At 62.1% G+C, this 23,411-nt stretch carries 19 protein-coding genes and 4 tRNA genes; 7 read left to right on the top strand and 16 right to left on the bottom strand.

Annotated elements, in window-relative coordinates; genetic code table 11:
• Positions 1-43: 43 nt before the first annotated feature.
• Positions 44-685, bottom strand: coding sequence for a TetR/AcrR family transcriptional regulator (locus EET13_RS24665; protein ID WP_122444723.1), 642 nt, complete (start codon positions 683-685; stop codon positions 44-46).
• A 122-nt stretch (positions 686-807) separates the two neighbouring features.
• Here EET13_RS24665 and EET13_RS24660 point away from each other — a divergent pair, with 122 nt between their 5' ends.
• On the top strand, positions 808-1,821 hold the full coding sequence (locus EET13_RS24660; RefSeq protein WP_425294270.1) for an oxygenase MpaB family protein: 1,014 nt from the start codon (positions 808-810) through the stop codon (positions 1,819-1,821).
• 11 nt (positions 1,822-1,832) lie between these two features.
• On the opposite strand, the gene EET13_RS24655 is transcribed toward EET13_RS24660, so the two are convergent.
• From EET13_RS24655 to EET13_RS24645, 3 genes are all read right to left on the bottom strand, one after another.
• The gene (locus EET13_RS24655) at positions 1,833-2,054 is read right to left on the bottom strand and encodes a zinc transporter Slc39a7 (protein ID WP_122444721.1); all 222 of its coding nucleotides are present in this window, start codon (positions 2,052-2,054) and stop codon (positions 1,833-1,835) included.
• 69 nt (positions 2,055-2,123) lie between these two features.
• The gene (locus EET13_RS24650) at positions 2,124-2,507 is read right to left on the bottom strand and encodes an ArsR/SmtB family transcription factor (RefSeq protein ID WP_122444720.1); all 384 of its coding nucleotides are present in this window, start codon (positions 2,505-2,507) and stop codon (positions 2,124-2,126) included.
• A 46-nt stretch (positions 2,508-2,553) separates the two neighbouring features.
• Positions 2,554-3,063 carry a nucleoside deaminase gene (locus tag EET13_RS24645; RefSeq protein ID WP_122444719.1) on the bottom strand — a complete coding sequence of 170 codons (510 nt, stop codon included), beginning with the start codon at positions 3,061-3,063 and terminating at the stop codon, positions 2,554-2,556.
• An 87-nt stretch (positions 3,064-3,150) separates the two neighbouring features.
• Between EET13_RS24645 and EET13_RS24640 the strand changes: the two genes are divergently transcribed.
• Positions 3,151-4,053: a class I SAM-dependent methyltransferase gene (locus EET13_RS24640; protein ID WP_122444718.1), complete on the top strand. Its 903-nt coding sequence runs from the start codon at positions 3,151-3,153 to the stop codon at positions 4,051-4,053.
• Between the two features lie 18 nt (positions 4,054-4,071).
• Here EET13_RS24640 and EET13_RS24635 read toward each other — a convergent pair whose 3' ends face one another.
• Together EET13_RS24635 and EET13_RS24630 are read right to left on the bottom strand one after the other, a co-directional pair.
• Positions 4,072-4,887: a TIGR04255 family protein gene (locus tag EET13_RS24635; protein WP_122444717.1), complete on the bottom strand. Its 816-nt coding sequence runs from the start codon at positions 4,885-4,887 to the stop codon at positions 4,072-4,074.
• Between the two features lie 195 nt (positions 4,888-5,082).
• Positions 5,083-5,155, bottom strand: a tRNA-Lys gene (locus EET13_RS24630).
• A 124-nt stretch (positions 5,156-5,279) separates the two neighbouring features.
• Between EET13_RS24630 and EET13_RS24625 the strand changes: the two genes are divergently transcribed.
• From EET13_RS24625 to EET13_RS24615, 3 genes are all read left to right on the top strand, one after another.
• Positions 5,280-5,352: transfer RNA gene (locus tag EET13_RS24625), tRNA-Glu, on the top strand.
• Positions 5,353-5,386: 34 nt separating this feature from the next.
• Positions 5,387-5,460: transfer RNA gene (locus tag EET13_RS24620), tRNA-Asp, on the top strand.
• Positions 5,461-5,489: 29 nt separating this feature from the next.
• Positions 5,490-5,563 (top strand) — tRNA-Phe (locus EET13_RS24615).
• Between the two features lie 41 nt (positions 5,564-5,604).
• On the opposite strand, the gene EET13_RS24610 is transcribed toward EET13_RS24615, so the two are convergent.
• From EET13_RS24610 to EET13_RS24590, 5 genes are all read right to left on the bottom strand, one after another.
• Positions 5,605-6,759, bottom strand: coding sequence for a tyrosine-type recombinase/integrase (locus EET13_RS24610; protein ID WP_122444716.1), 1,155 nt, complete (start codon positions 6,757-6,759; stop codon positions 5,605-5,607).
• The gene (locus EET13_RS24605; RefSeq protein WP_122444715.1) at positions 6,759-6,995 is read right to left on the bottom strand and encodes a helix-turn-helix transcriptional regulator; all 237 of its coding nucleotides are present in this window, start codon (positions 6,993-6,995) and stop codon (positions 6,759-6,761) included. Before EET13_RS24605 ends, EET13_RS24610 begins: the two co-directional genes overlap by 1 nt.
• Positions 6,996-6,999: 4 nt before the next feature.
• Complete coding sequence (locus EET13_RS24600; RefSeq protein WP_122444714.1) at positions 7,000-8,352, bottom strand: FtsK/SpoIIIE domain-containing protein; 1,353 nt, start codon at positions 8,350-8,352, stop codon at positions 7,000-7,002.
• Entirely contained in the window at positions 8,349-8,771 is a 423-nt protein-coding gene (locus tag EET13_RS24595) for a plasmid replication, integration and excision activator (protein ID WP_122444713.1), read from the bottom strand. Before EET13_RS24595 ends, EET13_RS24600 begins: the two co-directional genes overlap by 4 nt.
• A gap of 100 nt (positions 8,772-8,871) precedes the next feature.
• The gene (locus EET13_RS24590; RefSeq protein ID WP_122444712.1) at positions 8,872-9,651 is read right to left on the bottom strand and encodes a GntR family transcriptional regulator; all 780 of its coding nucleotides are present in this window, start codon (positions 9,649-9,651) and stop codon (positions 8,872-8,874) included.
• Between the two features lie 92 nt (positions 9,652-9,743).
• On the opposite strand from EET13_RS24590, the gene EET13_RS24585 reads away from it, so the two are divergent.
• Positions 9,744-10,172, top strand: a complete 429-nt coding sequence (locus EET13_RS24585; RefSeq protein ID WP_122444711.1) for an NUDIX hydrolase — start codon at positions 9,744-9,746, stop codon at positions 10,170-10,172.
• A 48-nt stretch (positions 10,173-10,220) separates the two neighbouring features.
• Here the strand turns inward: EET13_RS24585 and EET13_RS24580 are convergent, their stop codons facing one another.
• The 5 genes from EET13_RS24580 to EET13_RS24560 form a co-directional block, all read right to left on the bottom strand.
• On the bottom strand, positions 10,221-13,082 hold the full coding sequence (locus tag EET13_RS24580; protein WP_122444710.1) for an NACHT domain-containing protein: 2,862 nt from the start codon (positions 13,080-13,082) through the stop codon (positions 10,221-10,223).
• Between the two features lie 106 nt (positions 13,083-13,188).
• Positions 13,189-16,638: a helicase-related protein gene (locus EET13_RS24575; protein WP_122444709.1), complete on the bottom strand. Its 3,450-nt coding sequence runs from the start codon at positions 16,636-16,638 to the stop codon at positions 13,189-13,191.
• Positions 16,635-20,615 carry an Eco57I restriction-modification methylase domain-containing protein gene (locus EET13_RS31930; RefSeq protein ID WP_244604095.1) on the bottom strand — a complete coding sequence of 1,327 codons (3,981 nt, stop codon included), beginning with the start codon at positions 20,613-20,615 and terminating at the stop codon, positions 16,635-16,637. The genes EET13_RS24575 and EET13_RS31930 overlap by 4 nt, the downstream gene beginning before the upstream one ends.
• Before the next feature lie 186 nt (positions 20,616-20,801).
• The gene (locus tag EET13_RS24565; protein WP_122444708.1) at positions 20,802-21,401 is read right to left on the bottom strand and encodes a PIN domain-containing protein; all 600 of its coding nucleotides are present in this window, start codon (positions 21,399-21,401) and stop codon (positions 20,802-20,804) included.
• A gap of 30 nt (positions 21,402-21,431) precedes the next feature.
• The gene (locus tag EET13_RS24560; protein WP_122444707.1) at positions 21,432-21,935 is read right to left on the bottom strand and encodes a helix-turn-helix domain-containing protein; all 504 of its coding nucleotides are present in this window, start codon (positions 21,933-21,935) and stop codon (positions 21,432-21,434) included.
• Positions 21,936-22,243: 308 nt separating this feature from the next.
• Between EET13_RS24560 and EET13_RS24555 the strand changes: the two genes are divergently transcribed.
• On the top strand, positions 22,244-23,326 hold the full coding sequence (locus EET13_RS24555; protein WP_122444706.1) for a DUF3644 domain-containing protein: 1,083 nt from the start codon (positions 22,244-22,246) through the stop codon (positions 23,324-23,326).
• The last annotated feature ends 85 nt before the right edge of the window (positions 23,327-23,411 follow it).

Genomic DNA, 23,411 nt, shown 5'->3' with positions numbered 1-23,411 from the left:
GTTTGCGCCGCGCGTGGTGCGTCGCGATTGCGCGTCCGCGACCTCAGTCGCGGGGCCGGACCACCGCCGGGCGTTCGGCTTCGTGGCCTGGTCGGTGCGCAACGTAGCTGGCCGCGGTGCTGAGCAGCATCTCGACGCAGTAATCGATGAACTGCTGGCGGGTGGCTCCTAGCTGGCCATTCAGGTACGCGGTGAACAAGCCGGTCAGAGCGCCGATCAGGCTGGTCGCCACCAGTTTCTGCACCACCGGGTCGACGATGCGGGAGAGCTTGCGCTGCAACAGTTCGATGAAATTGGGCATCCACTCCGCGCCGGAGCGGGTCAGCACGGGTTCTACCGTCGGCGCCAGCAGCAGTACCCGCCCACGTACCGGATCGTCGACCATCAGGGCGACGAATCGCTCCACCGCTTCCCGGGGGGTGTTGGCCGACATGAGCGTGGCCATCGCCCGGGTGCAGACGTCGTCGTACACCGCGCGAACAAAGTCGTCGCGGTCGGTGAAGCTTTCATAGAAGTAGCGCTCGGTCAGGGCCGCCTTGCGGCAGACCGCGCGTACCGTCAGTGCCGGCCCGTCCTTTTCGCCGAGCAGCTGCACGCCGGCGGCGATGAGATCTTCCCGACGTACGGCGTGGCGATCTTGCAGCGGGACGCCGGTCCAGCGGCCTCGTTTTTGACCGGCCTGCACTTCGCTCCTAAACTTTCAAGTGACAACGCGTGTAGTCAGAATTGCCTGACGTCGCCCTAACCACCCGGAAAGCACCAGTGACTCAAGATACGTCTGCTTCGTGCCCGCTGACCAGCGCTAAGGTGCAATCCGCGGCGGGCGGTGGCGCTGCCGGCGCCCTTGCGGCGCCGAACGACTCGGTCGCCAGTGGTTGCCCAGTGTCGCCGCTGGGCTACGACGCGCCGCCGCAACCGCTGGGCCCGGATTCGCTGACCTGGCGCTACTTCGGCGACTGGCGCGGCATGCTGCAGGGTCCCTGGGCGGGGTCCATGCAGAACATGCATCCCCAGCTCGGGGCGGCGGTCGAGGAGCACTCGACATTCTTTCGGGAGCGCTGGCCCCGGCTGTTGCGGTCGCTGTATCCGATCGGCGGCGTGGTTTTCGATGGCGAGCGGGCTCCGGTCACCGGCGCGGAGGTGCGCGACTACCACGTCGACATCAAGGGCGTCGACGCTGTGGGGCGGCGCTACCACGCGCTGAACCCCGACGTCTTCTACTGGGCGCACGCGACGTTCTTCGTTGGGACCCTGCACGTGGCCGAGCGGTTCTGCGGCGGCCTGACCGAGGGGCAGAAGCGCCAGCTTTTTGACGAACACGTCCAGTGGTATCGGATGTACGGCATGAGCATGCGGCCGGTGCCGGCGTCGTGGGAGGAGTTTCAGGTCTACTGGGACCACATGTGTCGCGACGTGCTGGAGAACAACTTCGCGGCGCGGGCTGTCCTGGATCTGACTGACTTGCCCAAACCTCCCTTCGCGCAATGGATTCCGAACAGGCTGTGGGCGCTGCAGCGCAACCTGCTGGCACCGTTCTTCGTCTGGCTCACGGTGGGCCTCTACGACGGTCCGGTGCGCGAACTGATGGGCTACCGGTGGTCGCGCCGGGACGAGTGGCTGCACCGGCGCTTCGGCGACATCGTTCGTCTGGCCTTCGCGTTCGTGCCGCCCCGGTACCGCAAACACCCGCGGGCGCGTGCCGGCTGGGACCGGGTCGCCGGGCGGATCCCGGCCGACACGCCGCTGGTGCAGACGCCGGCGCGCAACTTGCCGCCCCTGGACGAGCGGGACAATCCCGCGCACTACTGCCCGAAGGTCTGAGCCTCGACGGCTCAGGCGTGTGCGTGGCTGTGCACTTCTTGGGAACCTTCGGGGCCTTCGAGACCGCGCTGATGGACGTGCTCGTGGGTGTGCTGGGTCCCGTCGTCGTGTGAGTGCTGGTGCTCGTGTGCGACGTGTTCGTGCTCGTGGCTGGTGTGGGCGTGGCTGTGGGTCGTGTCGCCGTGCCGGTGTTCGTGCGCGTGCGGCGCGTCATGGGTGTGGGTGTCGGCCATGATTGTTACCTCCTTGATGTGACTCAATGTGAATCAATGTGAAATTTGTTGTGGTACTTGTTGATTCGATTATCCAGCGTCCGAAGTTCCGGCAACCGCCTGCAGCCCGCCGTCGGCGCGATGGTGGCGAGGCACGCCGGGACCGGCGTGCTCGGCGTTGCAGACGGCGTCGATGACGAGCTGGCGCACATGGTCGTTTTCCAGGCTGTAGAAGATCGTCGTCCCGTCCCGGCGGGTGCGCACCAAGCGCGCCATCCGCAGCTTGGCCAGATGCTGAGACACCGACGGCGCCGGCTTGCGTACGTGTTCGGCCAGCTCGTTGACCGACATCTCGCTGGTTGCCAGGGACCACAGGATCTGCACGCGGGTGGCGTCGGCAAGCATGCGGAACACCTCGACCACGAGACCGGCCTGGTCGTCCGGCAACCTAGTTGGTCTGTTACTTGCGTGCATACGCAGATATTAGTACAGGTGGGTCGGCTGTCAAGACCGGGCCAGCTCAGTCGGGCGAGTCGGTGCTTGCGATGCGTTCGCCGCCGTTGTGTTCCTGCCAGAACCGGAAGACCTCCACGGCGGCAGACCTGATTTCGGGGCGGGATTCGTGGCGCATCGGCAGGCGCCGGTCTTTCCAGTCCTTGGCGAACTCGTGATAGAGGGTGGCCGGCTCGAAGTACTTGCGGACGTCGACGTAATGGGGCTCAAAGGCATCGCGCGTCGTCAGAAACACCACTTCGTCAGGCGAGCAGTAGTACAGCGAACCGAGACACATGGGACACGGGTGTGCCAACACGTAAATGGTGGTACCCGCTAGGTGCTCGGTACCGAGTTTGATGCAGGCCGCACGGATAGCGACGATCTCGGCGTGCGCGGTCGGATCATTGGTCTGGACGACCTTGTTAGCGCTCTCGGCAAGAACCTCGCCGTCCTTGACGATGACCGTCGCAAAGGGGCGCCCGCCCTCGGCGACGTTATCGCGGGCAAGGTCGATGGTGCGTTGGGCGAAGTCCATCACAGTGCGCACTGTAGTCGGGAGCCGCTGCCAGTCTGTGGTAATAACTAGGTTATCTATCTTTTTGTGGTGGGATGAAGGAGCAGCATGCGCACGGACCGTGATCGCTGGGACCTTGCGACGAGCGTCGGCGCGACGGCAACCATGGTGGCCGCCCAGCGCGCGCTCGCCGCTAGCCGTGAGTTTGCGTTGATTGACGACCCATTTGCGGCGCCACTGGTGCGGGCGGTTGGCATGGACGTTTACATCCGGTTGGTGGACGGGCGGATTCCGGTCGAGGAGGATTCCGAGTTGGATCCCGAGCGGATGGCCCAGGGGATGGCCTGCCGGACCAGGTTCTATGACCAGTTCTTCCTCGACGCTGGGCGAAGCGGCATCGGCCAGGCGGTCATCCTGGCGTGCGGCCTGGATGCGCGTGCCTACCGGCTGCCGTGGTTGAAGGGCACCGTCGTCTACGAAGTCGACATGCCCGAGGTGATCGAGTTCAAGACGTCAACGCTGAGCGGTCTCGGTGCCGAGCCCACCGCCCAGCGCCGCACCGTTGCGGTCGACTTGCGCGACGACTGGGCCGCCGCGCTGCAGGAGGCGGGATTCGACAGTCAGATTCCCTCGGCCTGGAGCGCCGAAGGGTTGCTCCTCTACCTGCCGCAGGACGCGCAGGACGCGCTGTTTGACAACATCACCGCGTTGAGCGCCCCGAGCAGCCGGCTGGCATTCGAGTACGTGCCCGACACCGCGATTTTCGCCGACGAACGGTGGCGCTCCCATCACGACCGGATGAGCGAGCTCGGGTTCGACATCGACTTCAACGATTTGGTGTATCACTGCCAGCGCGGCCATCTCATCGATCATCTGTCGCGCCAGGGCTGGCAGCCTTCGTCGAACACCATCAGCGAACTCCATCAAGCCAATGGCTTCGAATATCCCGACGACGAACTCGCCGCCGTGTTTGCCGATATCACCTATATCAGTGCCGTGCTCGGGCGCTGAACAGATCGGCCGGCTGGCCTATTGGCGCAGCAGCTCGTCTTTGAGGCGGGCGGTGATCAGGTCCTGGAACACCTCACGGGCCGGGCCGTACAGGTCCTTCAGGGTCGCCACGAGCGCGTCCCTGTTGTATTCCGGTATGGAGCCGCCCACCGGAGTCCAGAAGCTGTCGATATCCATGAGGAAGAACGGCCCCGTCTGCGGCGGCGTGATGCGGCGCAGGTGGTAGCTCGGATCCAGCGCCTGGCCGACACCGGGCCCGTACCGCAGGATCAGTGACTTGCCCGGTTGGGGCTCCCGGTAGACCGCGGCGCCCTGCCACTCGGTCAGTGACAAGCCGCCCGGAGCGATGCGATAGGGCCCGAGCAGCTGCTCGTCAATCCAGTTGCCCCAGTTGACCCGGCCGTCGACTCCCACCGGAACTCGGATCTCGAGGACGTATCGCAGTCCGATGCGCTCCACTCCGACGATCGACGAAACCTGCGCGCGGGCGTCCGCGACCCGTAAGACGAGGTCGCAAAAGGTCTCGAAGTCGCGGTAGGCGCTGGTTTCGACGACGATGGCCTGGTTCTTCAGGGACGCCGAAACGGTGTTGTCCCGGTTGCCGTAGCGGACGAAGCGGTCCGCGACGGGGGTCGGGGCGGCGCCGGGCGCCGTTACTCCCCAACTCACGTCCTGTGCCTGGCGTTCGATCGGCAAGTCGTTGATCAGGAGGTGTTTGAGTTCCCGGCTGGTTGATTCGGTGAGGGAATCCGTTGCCGGGTGCCGGATTTCCATTGTCACCAGAGCGACGGGCGCGTTGGGCTGGATTCCATCCTGACTCATCTCGGGAAGCATAGCCGCAGCATAGCCAAGCGTTGCGGAGCTTCAAACGTCGGCCGACCGTGCGCGGCCAAGCCGCTGCCGCGGCGTTGCCGGGAGCGGGTCGATCGGTTCGATCAGCCGGCTTGATTGGGGCGGTGCCAACGGTCACCAGGAAGCAACCACTCCGAGCCCGGTCCGCGTTGGTGACGGCCAATTCGTGGTTCTCGGTGCCCCCACCAGGACTCGAACCTGGGACCTGCGGATTAAAAGTCCGTAGCTCTACCAACTGAGCTATAGGGGCGCGGAGTCCCAGGATACTGTGTGCCCGGGCGGGGCTCGTTTGAGGATTAGGCCCGCGGTGACCTAAGCTGACGTGGCTCCCAACGATCACCACGTTGCGAGTGCCCCGGAGAGATTCGGTTCTGGCCCCCTTCGTCTAGCGGCCTAGGACGCCGCCCTTTCAAGGCGGTAGCGCGGGTTCGAATCCCGTAGGGGGTACCCTGCGATGCGGTACCGCGGAGCAATAGAGCATGGCCCTGTGGCGCAGTTGGTTAGCGCGCCGCCCTGTCACGGCGGAGGTCGCGGGTTCGAGTCCCGTCAGGGTCGCCGATGCGGCCAGGCACATGCTGCCTTCCGGCCAGGTAGCTCAGTCGGTATGAGCGTCCGCCTGAAAAGCGGAAGGTCGGCGGTTCGATCCCGCCCCTGGCCACTGCGTTCTACCTGCATAGACACGGTTTATGCACTCGGTTGTCAGTTTTCTTTGTCCGGTTCTTGTCCGGTCTTCGGTGTGTGAATCTCGGTCGCGTGGAGCTGATCGAGGTTCGTTGCGACCTGGTCGAGCTCGTCGGCGTAGAGGTCGCTGTAGATGTTCGCGGTCACGGTCGGCGTGGAGTGGCCCATGGTCTTCTGGACATATCGGAGGTCGGCGCCGGATTTGCGGGCCAGGCTGGCGTAGGTGTGGCGGAGATCATGGATGGTCAGCGGAGCCAGTTCTGTCTTCGTGAGGGCCTTGTTCCAGTGGGTGTGGCGACGCCAGTTGTTGGAGCGCAGCATCGCGCCATTGGGTGAGGTGACGGCGGGCTCGTCAGGTGTCCGGCCGCCGATCCGTGTTTTGAGGATGTCGACGACGACTTGGGGGAGTGGGACGGTTCGGATGCCGGCTCGGGTCTTGGGTGGCCCGATGACAATGTGCCCTTCGACTTCCGGTGCCGCTCGTCGGACGTAGAGGCGACGGGCGGTGAGGTCGATGTCCTTGACGCGGAGACCGACGAGTTCGGACCAGCGCAGGCCGGTGTAGGCCAGGATGGTCACCACGTCACCCTGGTCGCCGCACGCGGTAGCGAGCATCTGGACCTCCTGAGCGGTCAGGTATCGGTGACGCTCCCGTTCGGGAATGCGGCCCGCTGAGACGCCGAGGGCCGGGTTGCGGTGGATGCGACCGTCTTGGTGTGCGACGTCGAGAATCGACCGCAGGAGGCGCAGCGTGGAAACCTTCGCCCAGGGGCCGACCGTCAGACCATCGACGAACGCCTGGACGTCGGCGCGGGTGATCTCGTCGACCGGCATGTGGCCAAACCGCGGCCTAATGCGCAATTCCCAATGCTGGGTGTAGCCGCTCCAGGTCTTGGGTGACACCGCCGGTTTCTTGGAGCCGGAGAATTGCGTCCAGATTCGCTTGAGTGGCGTCCGGCCCAGGCGAGGATCGAATCGACGTGCGCCGAGTGCGGCCTCGTTGTCGCGTTCGGACTTGAATGCCTTCGCCTCACGCAGGGTGGGGAACGTCGCCGATGTCTCAACCCAGCCGGATGGGGCGGCGGGGTCCCGGATCAGGTAGCGGACTTGGTAGCGGGGCTCTCCGGCGGCGCTGACGCGTTTCCGAATGCCGCGTGGAGTGTTGCCGGCCATTACCGGCGCACCTGCTTGAGCCAGGACCGGACTTCGGCGGCATCCCACCGACGGACCCGCTCGGAGAGGGTGTAGCAGGGCGGGCCGATCTGCTCGCCGGTCGTTTCGCGGATCGCCGCCCAGCGGTTGAGTGTTGCGGCAGAGACGCCGAGGAGCGCCGACACTTGATCTGCGGTCAGCAGCTCAGGAAAGCTGCCGGTGGATACGAGGGCCTCCCGAAGGCCGTGAATCACCATAGCGTCACCTCGCTGCTTGGATTGGGTCGAACCGGGCATCTATTGCTCTGCCCCCGGTGGTCCTCGACCTTCCGTATTTCCTTGCAGTGGAGCGGATTTGATGGTCGGACCAGAAGTCGGATCGAACCTTGGTCGCATGGCCGTCCTCGGCGATGACATAGCCGGTGCCCGGTCTGTCGGGGCTGATTCGGTGCGCCGGGGCCTTGTCGGCCATGCCATCACCGAGGACCATCGCGACTTCTTCGCGCGATCGCAGTCGAAGCGCGATGGTTTGGGTGAACAGTCCTCGCATCGGCAGGACTTCCTTGCGAGGGTCCTGTAGGAACGCGGCGACCACGACTCCCAGGCCTCGGCTCTTGGTGAGAATTCGTGACAACGAGGCAGCCGCTTCTTTGCGCAGGGCCGGGTCACTCATGTACGCGGTCAGTCCGGCCAGCTCGTCGATCAGCAGCACGACGAGCGGTGAGGCCTTGCTTGGACGGTACTCGCGCGTGTGGCCTGCCATCTCCTTACCGCGCTTGTCCATCAGCATCTCCAGCCCAGCAAGGGTTTCCACGGCCTCGACCTCTGTGGTGGCGATCTTGGTGAACAGATCGGATCCGACTGACAACTCGATGCCGTACTTCAGATCGATTCCGATCAGATGGACCAGCCCGGCGGCCGCGGCAGGAGCGAGCCCGCCGGCGATTCCCCAGAAGATGGAACCTTTGCCTGAGCCTGAGCAGCCCACGGTGAGGGTGTGTAGTCCGATCAGCGGGAGGGTCCAGGCGGAACCGTCTTCGCGTCGTCCGACCGTCACTCGTGTTGTTGCGACAGCCGTTGGAGGCACCGCGTGACGTACCGTCGACAACTGTTCTCGCTTGACCAGCTCGATCCGCAGGGTGCCGGGCGAGACGACGACTGCCCGCGCGGAATGTGCACGAGCAGCGTCACGGATCGCAGGAACAGCCCGCTCCAGGTCCTCCACGGTCTGTCCCATCCTCGCCCGTACTGTGAGACGCAGGGCGGTGTGAGACACCTCTGTTCCCAACAGCTTTGGATGGACCCAACGTGTCGACGTGACCTGTCGCCCTTCCTTATCGCGACGCGTCACCTGCTCGGAGGCGGATAAGCCGCAGCGTTTGCAGAGCCTGCGCCAGGAGGCGTACGCCCACAGTCGCCAGCACAGAACACGGGCCGGTGTTGCGAATCCTTCCTCGTAGGTCTCGGGTGAGCGCAGTCGCCAGGAGATGAGCACCGCGGCGCTGACTCCTACAAAGATCACCACCCACAAACCGAGCGCGGTGAGGAAATTCAAGACGTGATCGAGCCGGAACGGGGTATCGGGATCGAGCTGTGCGTACGGATCGGGATTCATGCCGATTCCCGGCTTGTCGCTGCGCTCGTGGACGGCTTGCCCGGTGCCCTCATGTCGGTGGCTCGAAACGACCAGGCGATCCGGGAGAAGTCGCCGGACTTCTCAACGTATGGCAGCGCCATGAGACCGTCGAAAACGACTGGGGTAAAGGGTGTTCCGCTGGAATTGGCGGGTGCAGAGGGCTGCGTCGGTGAGGCGAACTTAACCGTCACCGTTCGGCTGCGCTTCGGTGCGGCCGGGTCACCGTCGAGCACTTCGACCTGCCACATCGGCAAGCCGGTGTCACGGTCTCTCGCCTGCACTCGGTTCTCGCCAGAAGACTTGTCGAAGTCGATCATGGGCGTCACCTCGGATACGAGGAATGCGCCGAGGGAGAACACCTGGTCGTGGCCGATCTGGAGCCATTGGGGGATGGACATCGTTGAACCTTTCAAGTGGATTGAACTAGATGACTACTCAACCTAGTCGTCTAGAGGAGTAAGTCAAGCGTTCGGGCGCACTTGGTCGTTTCAAGACGTTTCAGCGCGCTGAGAAGTCGTATTCCAGCAGGTAGGCCGATGCGACCTTCACTGTGTCGCACACTTCAACGGCCACGTCGTTGGTGTCGTAGGCCGTCCGAACCACGGTGAGAACCGGCGCCCCCGGCGGAAGTTGCAAGGCGCGGCGTTCGTCGGGGGTGGGCATTCGGGCGCCTACCTCTTCGGTGAACCGCGCGAGGGTGTGGCCAGCCTCTTCGAGGCGCGCATAGATGCCGCCTGGCCCGGTGTCGGTCTGTTCGATCTTGGTGCCCTTGGCGAATGTCGCCGGTATGTAGGAAGTCGCCGTCTCGACTGGCTTGCCGTCGGCGAGGTAGCGCCGTGACCGAACCACGACTTCCTCGTCAGAAGGAAGTCGAAGGCGTTCGGCTACAACCGAATCCGGCCGGCCTCGCGTCACGGTGATGTTGTCGACCTGAGGTGTATAGCCCGACTTCTCTGCTTCGACGGTGAACGCTGCTTTGCCGCTGGCGCGATGTTGTCTTGCGAACCGGTCGGAGGCGAGTCGGCGAATTGGGGGAGCGGGCCGAACGAACACGCCGCGACCGTGCTCGGAGATCACTAGTCCTTCGGCGCGCAGCTCCTGGACGGCCTGCCGGACCGTCATTCGTGCGACCCCGAAATGTTCGATCAGTTCGGCCTCGGAGGGCAGACGTCCACCAGCTTCGAGCTGGCCAGAGATGATGGAGTCACGCAACATGCTGGCAATCTGCCGATACGGCGGCTTATCGTCCGCGCGGTCGATCTGGCCAAGTTGCAGCACCTGAGAGCCTTCCCATACATGTCTAGGCGACTAGTCTAGGGAAACGACACGTCCCCTGTCACTACAGAACCAGGCCCGAGAGGGAGTCTCGCATGGCAGCCACACCGAAACATTCGGTCAGCGTCGCCGGCATCGTGGTCCGCGATGATGGCCGGGTGCTCGTCATCAAGCGCAACGACAATGGCCACTGGGAAGCTCCGGGGGGAGTCCTCGAACTCGATGAGTCGTTTGAGGAAGGCGTTCAGCGTGAGGTGATGGAGGAGACCGGACTTGAGGTCACGGTGGAGAGGCTGACCGGCGTCTACAAGAACTTGACTCACGGAATTGTCGCGTTGGTGTACCGATGTCGGCTAACGGGTGGTGAGCCCCACGCCACCGAGGAAGCTCGGGAAATCCTTTGGATGACAAAGGAAGAAGTTCAAGGAGCGATGGTGCCGGCGTTCGCGGTGCGTGTGTTGGATGCTTTCGAGGAAGTTCCGAAATCACGGACGCACGACGGAGTAAACCTCGTACACGAATGATGTCGGCTTTCTCGGAACGGCGGCGGTTACGGAACTGCGGATTGGGTTCTACATGAACGTGTCCCGCCATGGCTGGGCGCATCCGCTGACCGAGGTCGGCCAGCCGAGGCGTGCACCCACCGGTTTCGGGGCGTACAAGTTCCACACGCCGCGTGCCAACAGGGATCTTGCAGCCCAGTCGTTTGGGCCAAGGCTCCCGAGCACGATGCTCAGTAGTTCGGCCGCATCAGCATCGTCAAGGACCTCCTCCGTCTTCGGCATGTTCACCATGGAGGGTTCCACCACCGGCCATAGGTCGCCGACATCAGTTCGAACCAACTGCAGCCTGTTGCACTCAGATAGTGCTCCGTCTACTGCTAATGCCTCCGGAAAGCTCTCGTCCTCAAGCCACTCGGTTAGATAGGGCCGCAATAGACTGGAAAAACTCACTGGGGCCCCAACACCGCGATAGATCCACCTGTCGACCGACCGCTGCACTTCCTCAGCCGTATAGCTTCCCGGAATCCGCGAACTGAAGGACCCGTGATGGATCAAAGCCAAGCCCACCTCCCGGTGGACTGAGCCCTGCGAAAGCGCAGTCGCGATAGCGTTCCGAATGACCGCGAGGTGCTTAGTATTCGCAGCGCCCGCGATCGTGAGACCTCTTGCTACAGCGCCTATTTCATCAGGCATTGGTCCTTGCAGGCAGCGCAACGTGACCTCGATTAGTTGCTTCTGAACGATAGGACGGTTTGCGGCAAGTCCATCGTCAAGCATGTGCGCCGCCAGCTCGGGGCCTGCCGGGTATAGCCATCCTGGCCACAGTCCGGCTGAATCACAGTTTTCTACGATTTCCACAACGAGGCGGCTCCGATGGTCGGAGTCGGCAAATAGCCGTCCCGCTGCGAATAGCCAGGCATTCCGCCACGAAGGGCTGCAAGCAGCGGCTGCCAAGTTTCGCTTAATCGATAGATCATCACCGGCAACTATCGCCCGACCGGCCATTAGCTCGTGCAGGCTCCGCACATCGAAGGACACGGTGTCGTCCTCGTCGGCTACAAGGAGGACAAGTCGCTGTGTCGCGACCTCAAGGAGTCGGTCCGCGATCTCAGTCGCACGGGCTTCGTCGTAGTCGAGCTCAAGCATTCGCTGGTACGCCAGGCTGCGTAGCTCTGACCGCTTCAGTCGGGCTCTCGCTTCTCCCGTTACATCTGATTGGATCTGGAGCAGTAATCCAACGCGTTGGTGCAGTTCGGTGATGTCCTGTTCGTGCTCGGCCAGAAACGTGCGGTGGGTCGTGAGCTTAGCCGCCTCGCGCTTCAAAACCGTTTCGTAGTAATTCCAGAAGAGTAGGTAACGATTCGCAGGCAATGCCCCAGAGTTGCTAAGGATTATTGTGAATATCAATACTTGCAGCGGTGTCTTCAGCAGCCGCTCGGCCGAGGCGTTTGCCAAGGCAGCATCGAAGCGGGACAAGACTTGTCCACCGAATACGGGGTCGTCGTAGAACCGCTGTGTCGTGATGTGTCGGCCGTACTCTGCCGCTTCGGCTGGCTCGAAGTACTCCAGATCCAGTTGATCGAAGTGTTCCGGCAGCAGCCGTTCAGTGTATCCAGTCGGGCGAGTGGTGATTACCAGCATTACATCAGCGTTTGCCATGTCAAGATGCTCTACAAAGCCAGCAATCTCGGCCAGGACACGCTGCCGCAATGAAGGCGAAGTGACTTCGTCGAGTCCGTCGAAAAACACAACACAAGGCCATGCCTTCATCCAGTGGTCGAGAGTCACAGGTTTGACGTCGATGGATGCGTTCTCGGTAATGCGGTCACACAACCAGCGCCGAAGGGTGGGACCGCCCGCCGGACCCATGTCGGCCGCCATTTGTGCGAGTTCGACGCGCATCGGCCACCGTCGACTCGAAGGGGCAGGCACACCGATTCGAAGCAGGGATTCGCTTGTCTTAGTTAGTATTTCACCGATAGACGGCTGGTTCTCCTCGTCGGCTATGAATCGTGAACGATAGACTTGGGTCAGGTACCTTGTCAGAGTGCTCTTGCCGTTACCTGGTGCGCCGGTCACTACGAGATGGCGTGGCCTCCGCGGAAGCCATCTGTTGTTCCGGAGTACGCTGTCGCCTCGTTCGATGCAGTGCCGCAGTACAGATATTCGATCAGCGCCGTCCCTTGCAGGCAGGTCTACGATCACCTGGTCCACGGGTCTGCGATTCGATGCAGAATCTCCGGCTTCGTCGAACCTGACCCATTGCTCGTGCCGGAGTGTCGTTTGGGCGTGGTCGACAAGAACGGGCGCGAACTGTGGTGCTTCAACGAAACCCGGCAGCGCGGTTGCTCTGGTGAGTACGTCGCCGACAGTCAGCAACATAGGGAACGCGGCACGAACATCGGAATCGTTGGAGATCGCCGCGTTCAAGTAGTCCCGGTGCCAAACTTTGACTTCGTGTAGTCCGCGACCACGCAACGTCCGGGGCTTGTCCCCGTCGGCGTCATGGTCATGGTCCAGCTGCTCGCGGATGTACACCCGAATCTGATCAACGCCACCCTTGCCCTCCTCGGCGGACAGGCGAACGTTGGTTACGAAGATAACGTTGCGTGGAAATCGGCTCCGCTTGCTACCTGGCTTCATCCAGGCAGCGAACTCATTTCGAATCTGAGCCTTAAGCCAGCTCAAGTTGTCAGCCGGAGCGGCGACATGCTCCCGTTGCTTAGCTTGAATTACGGTGTAGCCCTCCCAGGCCGTACCCCCGTCAGATTTAGACCACTGGATCCGTCCGTCAAACGTTGCTTCTCGGCCTCCGTCCTTTCCAGACCCGTAGACTTCAATCCCCTTGCCGACCAGCGACATTGCTAAAGCAACGGTCAGTTGCTCAAAGGCGCGCGGTCCCAGCTCTTCCAGCGCAAAATCGGTTGTCATTGCGTTAGCGCCATATCGTCGCCATCGGTTAGCTCCGTCTTCCGGAAGACGGAGTCCCTGGCAGCCAAACTAAACATCAATTGCGTGGCTCCAACCATTCGGTGTTCTAGTGGATCCCTCTGGTTCCTTGAACTGCCATCCACGTCACTAGCCGAACCTCGTGTTCTTCGATGTCGGGCAGGGGCTCGCGAGGCGGGGGCGGCGTGATCCCGGCCTCATCAAGCACCTCGGTCACGAGCTTGATGCGCTCCTCATCGGTGCGTCCCTGGTTCAGGGCGCCACGAACCTGGCGAGACACCTTTGCTGACGGCACGCTCCGAAGTCTGCTCGCAAGTTTGACCTGTGAATCCTTCCCGAGGTATCCGCCCTTTTGGAACACCAGCGAGTAGGCGTCTCTGAACGAAAGGGGCAGGTCCGGCTGGAAGGCGTTCGGATCGGTGAGCTCTTTCCACACTCCGTAGACGTCGCGGCGCGCGACTTCCCAAGCATCGAAGGCCTTGTCGTACACATCCGGTGGTAACCACCGCTCAGCCACTGCATCCTGTGGGTCCGCGACTCGCAGGGAAATCAGGGTGTCAGACGAGACGATCGACGCCCCATCTTCCCCGAGCCTGACCGTCCAGTCTTCCGCGGTGGGCACGTAGCGGAACCACGGCTTGCCTCCGGCGCCTATTTTGATGCAGAACACGTAGCCGTTGCCTTGCACCGCCGGATTCACAAAGCCGCTGCCCGATCCAAAGGGAAGGCTCAGGACATCGGATCTCATCAGAGGTTCCATGTCGAAGCCACCGAATAGGCGTCGACGATATTCCTCGCCCGACAGCGACGCGCTGGAACCGCCGGTGTCCAGCAGTCTTTCGAATTCGTCGGCGACCGCATCGTCGGCGAGATTGACCTCATGCCCGGGCCCGCGGCCAGGTAGCACCTCACCGGCTCCGACGGCGGCATCCGCCAACGCCAGCTTCGCCTCTAATCGTGCTTCCAGCTCAAGCAAGGCGTCCAGCCGTTCCGACGGAAAGAACAGTCCCAAGTGGACGTAATCGTGCTTGGATCCAATTCGGTCGACTCGGCCATGGCGCTGGACGATCCGCATGGGATTCCAGGGCAGGTCGTAGTTGATCATTTGTCCTGCTTGCTGCAGGTTCACCCCCTCAGCCAGGACGTCGGTGCTGAAAAGGATGTCGAATTCGTCCCTAGCCGTCGGCTCGCCCTCAGCGTTCCGGGGTCCCGCGGTCTGGGGTGCGAAAGCGGCAATTGTCGATGCGCGGCCGCCCTGGTCGACGCCGCCGCTAGCCCCTCGCTCGTGTGCTCTTGCGTACGAGCCCATAATCGGTGGCGCAACCCGATCGCGGTAGTCGGCCAACGGTGACTCAGGCGGTGCGTTGTTGATGGCTTCCACGACTGTGTCATAGATCGGAATGATGGTGTCGGTAAAGGCCGAGAACACGATGACTTTCCGACGGTCTGTTTGCGATAGACCGCGTGGGTCGATACGCCGCGCTTCTGTGGCGATGGCGGTCAGCTCTTCGATCAGCTTCTGCACCTTGGGTTCAGCTCCATCAACCACTACCGCGGCAAGGCCGCGCAATTCGCACAACAGGGTGATGTCGGACTCGACGTCGGCGAGAAGTTCAGCGAGATGGTAGCCGTCGGCTGACTCGATCTGGTCGTCTTGGTCGAACTCCGCGACGAACTCGTCGAGGTCGTCAGAGTCAGAGGAAACCCACTCACTTAAGGCCTCGCCCTTGAGAACGTAGCCCCGTCCGAGAGCTTCGAGGAAAGCCTGATGGGAAGAAATCATTTTGTCGAGCGATGCATGCAGCGCTTGTGGACTGGATTCCAATCGCTTGAGTAGGCCTGACCGTAAGAGGCCGGCGTTGGTGATTTGGTATTCCTGCAGATCATGGTCGACGGTGTACATGCTTGATAGGTAGCGAGCGAGCATGAGCCGCTGAGGATCTCGGCTTCGATCTTGCCAAGCATGCGCCGCATGAGGATCGGTCGGATCGTCGAGCGCGTAGACCATCGCGTCAATGAGCGCAACACCATCGGCGTCAAGTTCGTAATCGATGCGACGTACCTTCGGCTGCGGGAATTTGATCGTCGTCTGCTTACCATCAGGTCCGATGATGAGCTCGTTTGCATAGTGTTCTTTGACGAATTTTCGTGTCCGTCTGACGGCGACTTGATCCATGAGATCAAACAGATGTTCGGGTGTGAGATTGGTGGGGTCGATGGCTTGCGCCTGTTGGATGTATGCGCGGATGCTTGGAATTCCAAGGGACGCGAAGCGTGCATCATCGCGGATGAAGTACTTGACGAGCGTTTCGAGGTCGCTCAGCGAGTTGTTGACTGGTGTCGCGGTCAACAGCACGACCTTCTTCGGATTGCCGGCCGTGATGACGCGGTCGACGGCACCGGAACGTTGCGCCCCGGAGTTGCGCAGATTGTGGGCCTCGTCGATAACAACGAGAGAGTAGTCCTCGATCTCCTGGAGGAACGTATCAATTGGCCCTTTGTCGGAATCGAGACGGTTCCGCACCTCCTCGTAGGAGTAGACCTTGACCCACCGACTGAAGTCGTGGGTCTCCAGGAACGGTTCCCACATAGATGTTTTCAGAGCAGCAGGGGCAACCACGAGGACGCGCTGGCGATTGATGTTCGCGGTCCGGTAGATCACTTCGCCGGCCAAATATGTCTTGCCGAGGCCGACTTCGTCGGCGACCAACACGCCGCCGTGCTCGTCGAGTAGGCGCTCCATCCGGGACACCCCGTCAGCTTGAAATCGCGTGAGGTGCAGGCCTGTTCGAATGTTTGGGTTCTCGTCGGTGTCAAGGTGTTCGCCGTAGAGTTCCCAGAGCATCCGGAAGAAAATCGACCACGGCGTGTGGGGTTCCCATAACCGGCCAAAGAGTTCCGCTAAGTCGTAGGGATCACTGAGTTTCCAGAAGTGTTCGAACCACTCGCGGACTTTGCCTGCGGAGGGGGTCCCGCCGCCGGTACCGAGATTGAGTTCAGCGTTCCGGGCCAGTCCGGCATACGTCATATTCGAAGAGCCTGCGATTGCCGCCTGGGCAGCACTATCCTCGACGAGATATGCCTTACCGTGTAAGAAGCCGCCCGAGTAGCGGCGTACCTCAACCTTCGCCTTCCCATCGGCGCTGACGCTACGTAGCCAGTCCACCATCCGCTTCGCCTCTGCGGTAGGCACTCTGGCGAATCCCATCGTGTCGCGCTCGGCTTCAAGCCATGCCTGGTGGTGGCGTACGGCGGCATCCCGCCTAGCGTCTTGGTCGGCATCACCGGACGCTATGGCGCGGACAGAATCCGCTTCGGGCTCCGCGCCCAACAGAAGGCGGACAGTCGGAGCAGCTTCCAACTCGTCGGCGAGAAGTGAGAATCCGCCGGGGTTGATGTATGCAGTGGCGATCGCGACCGGCGGTGCGGTTACCTTGTTTTCCCTCAATAGGCGAAGCAACGCGTTAACCTTCTCGGCGACCGTCTCCGCCGCCTCACTGTAGGGGTGGTTGGTCGCAAAGTCAGGTAGCTGAGTCATGGTGCGGTAACCGTATTTCCGGTAGCAAGCATTTCGCGGGCAAGGTCGAAAACGGCGCGGGGAAATCCATCCTCGCTAAAGTCGGTTCGGATGACTTCCAAGTCTTCCGCCTGCAGACCATAAGCGCGGGCGACGACTGCTTCCGAACCTGCGCGCAGTCGTTCGTCCGCTTCGCCAGAGAACGCTGAATTATCGGCAATTGCCTTGACGTCGATACCGCCCGCAAGACTCGTATAGCCGGAATTACGAAGCAGTACAGCGGTTCGCTCGGCCAGTGCAATGACGTCGTCGGACTGCAGTGCAGGTAGGGGGAGGTTGTTGACTACCTTGCTCGTGACATGCCGGTCGACGAACCTTCGCGCCCACCAGTCCTCCGTGTTTGAGTTGAGCACGCCAATCAGCGCGACAAGCGCCATCTCGGGGGTTCCTGGTTCGTGAGCGATAGCGTGAACGTATCCGGCGTTGTAGAGGAACCCAGCCGCGGGCAGCGCCGACGAGATGAGCGTCCGGGTGTCATCGCTTCGACTCGGGTATCGCAAAAGCACGACAGGATGCTCAGACTCATAGGTGGGGAGGCCGTGCGCATCGATAGCCACCCCTTTCGATTTCGCGGCGAGGGCACGGAAGTCTTCGACGAACTGCTTTGCTGCGACGTTGCGGATCGAGAATGGGTCTAGGTGTCGGGTCATCATCACCCGCCAGGCTCCGGCAGATTCGGTTGTAACGACGAGGCCATGGTCACGGCCGGTGCGGGTGAAGTCCCACCGCGCGTCGTGCGTTCCTACGATCCAGGATCCCCCCGCAGATAGCCGCGGATAGTCACGCATCTTATCGAACACGATTCGGTCGCGCGGGTTGTTAAACCATGGGACTACAAGGTTTTCGGAGTAGCTGGACAACTCTTCGTAGGTGAACTCGATTGTGGATTCGGCGGAGATCGAACGGAGCGCAGCGGCAGATGTAACGACCGCGACGTTGATGGATTCACCGGACTTGGGCCCAGCCGTCAGCAGAACGACCGCGTAGCTCGCGTGAACCCCTTCAAAGAGCCAGCCGCCAGCGTTGCGTGCTTGCACTAGGTTCGCAGAGTGGTGACCAAAGAGATTCTCCCGCAGCCGCTTCCATCCGGCCAGCACCAGGAACTGCCGGGGCAGTACGAGGCCTACATATCCAGTCGGTCGAACCGACTTGAACGCACGCTCCAGCATCAGTTGCGCAAGTTCGAGGTGGGTACCTCCACGTAGAGTGAATACATCCCTGAAGTAATCTTGCAGCCGTCGTCGTTCAGCTATCTCAGCCTGTTCTCGTGCAGCTTCTACCGGTCGCTCCGCGCGCAGTTCCTCGATGCGGGCGTCGCGTTGGGTGTCGGGCAGCGCCATTAGGCCCGGACTGACCCGTGCCCAAAACGGAGCAGCCTCCCAACGCACCTTGTCCCATGGGGGGTTTCCGATGATCGCGTCAAACCCCGGTACTGCGCGAAGAAAGACCTCCGGGAAAAGGAACGGCATGTGCGCCGGTAGGAGCTGGTTATGGGCTTGTTCGACTTCGGGGCGACCGAGCAACTTCAGCAACGATTCTTCGTCCAGAACGGTGTTCGGGGCGAGAGTCCCCAGCCGCACGGCTGTCGCGGCATCGAAGATTCGGCGAGCGGTGTCGGCCGCCTCGCGCGCCTCAGTGAGCAGGCGAGCGCCCTCCTCGATCTCAGCCTTATTAGCTTCGCTTGCGTTCGCAATGTCAATGAGAAGTGTCTTGGCAGAAGCCAATTGGTCTGTGAGTATTGAATCGAAAAGGCTTAGTTCACCAGGCCGGCGACCGGGCTGAAGCGTATCGAGTGCTTCGTCAATGGATCCGATCCCGGTGAGGCTATTCGCGTGGACAAGCCCATGGTCGAGGTTGCTCATGGGTAATCCCGGAACGAAGGTGTGAACCCATAGGGCTAAGCGTGCAAGCTCGACAGCCATCGGGTTGATGTCGAGCCCGTAGATACACCTGCGCGCCACTTGGCGTCGGAGCAAGCTGACTTCGTCCACCTCACTCCTAGCTACATCGTCAGATCCCAGCGCGTCCTTGGCCACCCCGGCCAGGCGCAATAGCTCTTCGGTTACGCCCGCTACGGTGTGTTCGGTGAGGAAGGTGCGCATGAGGGCTTCGATCTTGTCGACGGCGGCCACAAGGAAATGGCCTGATCCCATCGCCAGGTCGACAACCCGGAAGTCGAAGAACTCTCGGGACGCGGCGGCTCCGTCACCCTTTGACAGGTAGCCGGCGATCTTCTGGAGGTGTTCCGTGAGCGCGGGAACAATCGATGTCTCGATCAGGTGGTCAACGACTACTTTTGGAGTGAAGTACGAGCCGGTCGCCTTTCGCTCACCTGAGGCAGTGTGGAAGTACACAGATCCCGCTGGGGCATCGACCTTGCCTCCATCAGCCGGCACCCAAGCGTGGTCGTCGTTCAAGGCGAGGTCTTGCTCAGCGACCGAGAGCGAACTCTCTAAGAGCCCCTCGTAGATGGTGCCGAACTCGCGGACGCTCAAGGAGTGGAAATCGACTAGGCCCAGAACGCCGTCTTCAGTAACGTCGATGAGCAAGCTCTTGAGCGCGGGTCCCAACACGCTGTCTGGGAGCTCGATCCTTTTGATCAGAGCGCCGTCGGGCGAGCGTTCAGAATCCGTGGAGAAGAGGCCACCGTTGTAAGCGGGGATTTGCCACTGCGGGTTGCCGTGATCGATCGCGTTCCACACCTGAACGAGATCTAGCCAGATTGTGGATGCGTCACCAAAGTCTTCGGTGTCGGACTCAAGGAGCCGGCGAGCATTGGTTTTGAGGCTGTTCGCATCGAAACCCTCGTTGCGTTCGGATGGCAGTAATCTGCGATCCTCTGCGTATGCCTGGAAGAGCAGGCGGAAGAGGATCCGAAGGGTTACACGGTAGGCCGTGGCCAGGCCCTCCGCGTCCAGTGACACCCCGGCGTTCGATGCGAGCCGAAATGCAACCTCCTTGGCCAGCGGCGGGACGATCTTGTCGTAGATGCGCTCACGAAGACGTTCCCCGAGCTCGCTTGCGTACCGGGCGCTGTCCCGTAGCAAATCCTCGGCCGTACCACCGACTATTAGGGCGGTTGCGGAAAAGATCAGCGGCAAGAGCGCAGCATGCTCGGGGTCGACCATGGACAGGTCGATTTCGAAGTACGTTTCAGCCTGGCCCTTCGAACCCACGCCCACCCCGTCCCGGCCCGGGTAGAGGCGAATCTGGTCCTTTCGAAGTACCACCAACCAAGGTAGTTCTGCGCGGGAGGCGACCGCCAAGCCAAAGGCGACCGGAGATAGTTGGAACCGCGCCGTCTTGGCGTCGAACTGCTCCGTGTCATCGAGCAAGACCGCCACAGCTCGCGGCGGGTGATCATCAACCGAAAGCAGTAGGGTGCCGTTTGGCCCCGGTCTAGACGTGAAGCCAAGTGCGTCGATCAACTGCCTACGACGTTTGCCCAGTATAGGTAGAGCGCGTGCACCGAGCTCCTGCCAATCGCTGCGCTGGGGGACGTTGCTCATGATGTGGTGCGTCGCGAACAATCCGCTGTTGGTGAATCCTGGAACGCCGGTGGCGTCACTCGCCTTTCGCAAGCCAGCGCATCGCTCGGTCGCAGCCAGCACGTCCGGCTCCGAGAGGATCGATTGGAGCTGGCGAGCCGCTTGTTCGACGGGAACTTCAATCGGCTGTGCTTGCGGGTCTGGTCCGAATAGGTGCACTTTGTCGCCGTGCACGACCGCGACCATCAGCTGAATCGGTGTTCTGCCTCTACGTGCCATGAAGAGGTCGCGAATGGCTTGCCGGGACGGGGCGGTCTGCGCGTTCGCGACTGCCACTTGGAACCCGCCTAGTCCATGCGGGTCCGGGCCCACGTAGACCTTGTCGGTCTTAATGCCCGCGGGCGTCGACGGTTCATTCCAGGTCACGGCTCTATCGACGTTGAGTCGCACTTGGCGCATCTCCTCCCCGATGACCCGAAATCTCGATTTGATCCCGTTGTGGAACCTTAGCCAGGGCCGCCGACGTGTTGTGCCTGACTCGCCCACACTGAGGCCGGTCAGGCACCGACCAGAAGTTCCTTGACGGGCGCTTTCACGGCAGTTGAGGGCCGGGCGCCAACGAAGGATTGCCGCTGGTCAGCCGGGTCGCCGAGTGTCTTCCGCCAGCAGCGGCAGCAGGATTTCGGCGACCTCGGTCATGTTGTGCCGCGTCACTAGCAGCTCAAGGATCTGTTCCGGGGTCTGCGGCGGGTTGCTTCGGCGATTCGACATCTCTCGCAACGCGCGGACTCCCGCATGCGGGTGCGCCGACACCGTGTTGGCGGCGAACTCATGTGGCAGCACAACCTCGATATCAGCCTCCACGAGCACGTGCGCTGTGCTTAACCCGGCCCGGCGATCGTCGGTGACGATGGCGTCGGCTTTGCCGACAATCGCGGCGTGGGCGACGTGGCCGTCATAAGGATCATTGAGCCCGTAGCTGTACTCCCGGTCTTTGGGTGCGTGAACCTCTGAGCCCGGAAATGCCTGCTTCAGTTGATCCAAAAGGTGCTGACGGCGATCGGCGCTATCAGTGATCCCGCGCCTGTCGTGCAGGCTGGCGAGTACGTAGTCCAGCTCGAAGAGAATCCCAGACCCCCACAACGGTGAGTACGCCTCCTCAGTGGCCAGCTGCAACAGGAAGTCGCGCTGAAGGCTCGGCACAAGAGCACAGGTGTCGAGGACAGCGCGATACACGTTGGCGAGTCTTTCAGGCGCCGCGGACGGTCAACGCTTGCGTTTCGCCTCGGCGAGCAACTCGGCGACCTCGTCGGTGTCAGCGTCCGCGAACTCCGCCGAGCTCTCGGCGATGAACCGGTTGCGCCGGGCGTGAAGCTCCTCACGGTAGGCAAGGACATCGGCAAGCCGTAGCTTGCGTCGGACCGCGCCGGGCACGTGCGCGTCCAACTCGCCGTCATCAATGAGGCGAACCACCGTGGGACGGCTCAGGCCGAGGATCTCAGCGGCTTGCTGGGTGGAGATTTCCTGGTCGCGGGTCAGGATGCTGATCGACTGGCCGTGACTGAGTGCGTGGGCGGCACGCTTGAGAACGTCGTATAGCTGTTCGGTCAGTTCGACACGATCGTGTTCGCCCGCGCCGGACAGGAAGAACGCAGGTTCAGGAGAGGCCCCGTGACGGGCCTCGTGCGCCTCGATGAAGCTGAGGACATCGGCAAGCCCATTGGCATCGGCCGGAACCGGGCTAACAATCTCCGCGGAGGCGCTGCTCATGGGTCTCACTCCCTTTCATCTCCCCACTGGAACCCGACCGATCGTAGCAGGGTTACGAAAGTTACGAAAATAGATGGGGGGTTGAACTCTGCCGAGCAGGACAGCACCGCCCGCGTTACCAGGGAATCCACTCTTCGGGAGTCACTCGGCCCTATGCGGCTCGGCGTCACCAATTCGTCTTCGCCGTCCTCCTCCGCGCGCTCGGGGTCGAGACACACCTCGGACGCTGCGGCCGGTCTCCATGACTTTCCCGTCGCCGTGGAATCATTCGGACGTCGAGCGTCGGCTCGGGGAGGGGCGGCCGGGCGATGGCGAGACCTCAGCGGTGGGAGCTGCTCCTGCGGGCGTCGCAGCAGGAGGCCTTGCTTGCAGTTTCGTTGTTCAACGACCCCGGCCGAGAGCGGGCGCTTGAGGGCTTCATCATCCATATGCACATCGCGTGGACTTATGCGTTTCAGGCGAAGTGGCTCCGTGTGGGAAGGGACTACCACGTTCTGCTCAGCGAGCAGCCCCGCAGGTACAAGTACATCAACGGCGAGCGCATGTCCCAATCTGTGGAGTGGTTCGTCAAGCAGGAGTTTGCCGACTGCGCCGCTGTGCGGGCCAACCTAGAGTTCTTCATAGAGCTGCGGAACAAAATTGAGCACCGTCACACGGGAAGCGACGAGGCGCTGCGCACGGTGGTCAATGGCGAGTGTCATGCGATGTTGCTCAACTACGAGGCTTTCGTCACCGAGTTCGCCGGAGCCAAGCACTCACTGGCCCACAGGCTGCACTTCCCCGTGTTCATCGGTGGGTTCACCGACCAGGGAAAGGCGGATCTGCTGAAGCTCACGAAGACCCTGCCCGCGGACCTGCGGCGATTCCTCGCCGAGTACGACGCAGGACTCGGTGACGAGGTGTCGCGTGACCCCCGGTACTGCATGCGGCTAACCGTCCTGCTGGAGAGCGGTAACCGAAAGGGCGACCTCTCCCTGCAGTTCGTCAACCAGCGCGACCTCACCCCGGAACAGCAGCGCGCCGCCGAGGAGATCGCCGCCAATGGCGGTCTCGTCATCACAAAGACCAGGACCCAAGTCGTCACGAACGCCGACAAGTTCAAACCCGGGCAGGTTGCAGAGCGAGTCGAAAGCGCGATCCCGTTCCGATTCAAACCCTCACACGAGATGGCCCACTTCTGGCGGAAGCACAACGTCAGGCCGCCCAAGAAGGACCCGAACCCGAAGAACACCAAAGCCGAGTGGTGCGTCTACGACACTGCCCACAGCGACTATCTCTATACCGAGGCGTGCGTCAAGTGGCTGATCAAGAAGTGCGCAAATGAGAGTGGATTCCGCGAGGCGACCGGGCTAGCCTCGATTTTTCGCGCCGGTGGGGTTCGGGGGCGCTGAGCCACGAAAAGTGCTGAGCGGTAGCTATTTTTGGGCTTGGGGTGTGTTTAGCCTGCCCGTGTCGCCGGGGTGGGCGGGCTTTCCG

The organism is Mycobacterium attenuatum, assembly GCF_900566085.1.
GTDB classification, from domain to species: domain Bacteria; phylum Actinomycetota; class Actinomycetes; order Mycobacteriales; family Mycobacteriaceae; genus Mycobacterium; species Mycobacterium attenuatum.
Note: the sequence above shows the minus strand (reverse complement) of the source record. Positions and strands in the feature narration are given on the sequence as shown.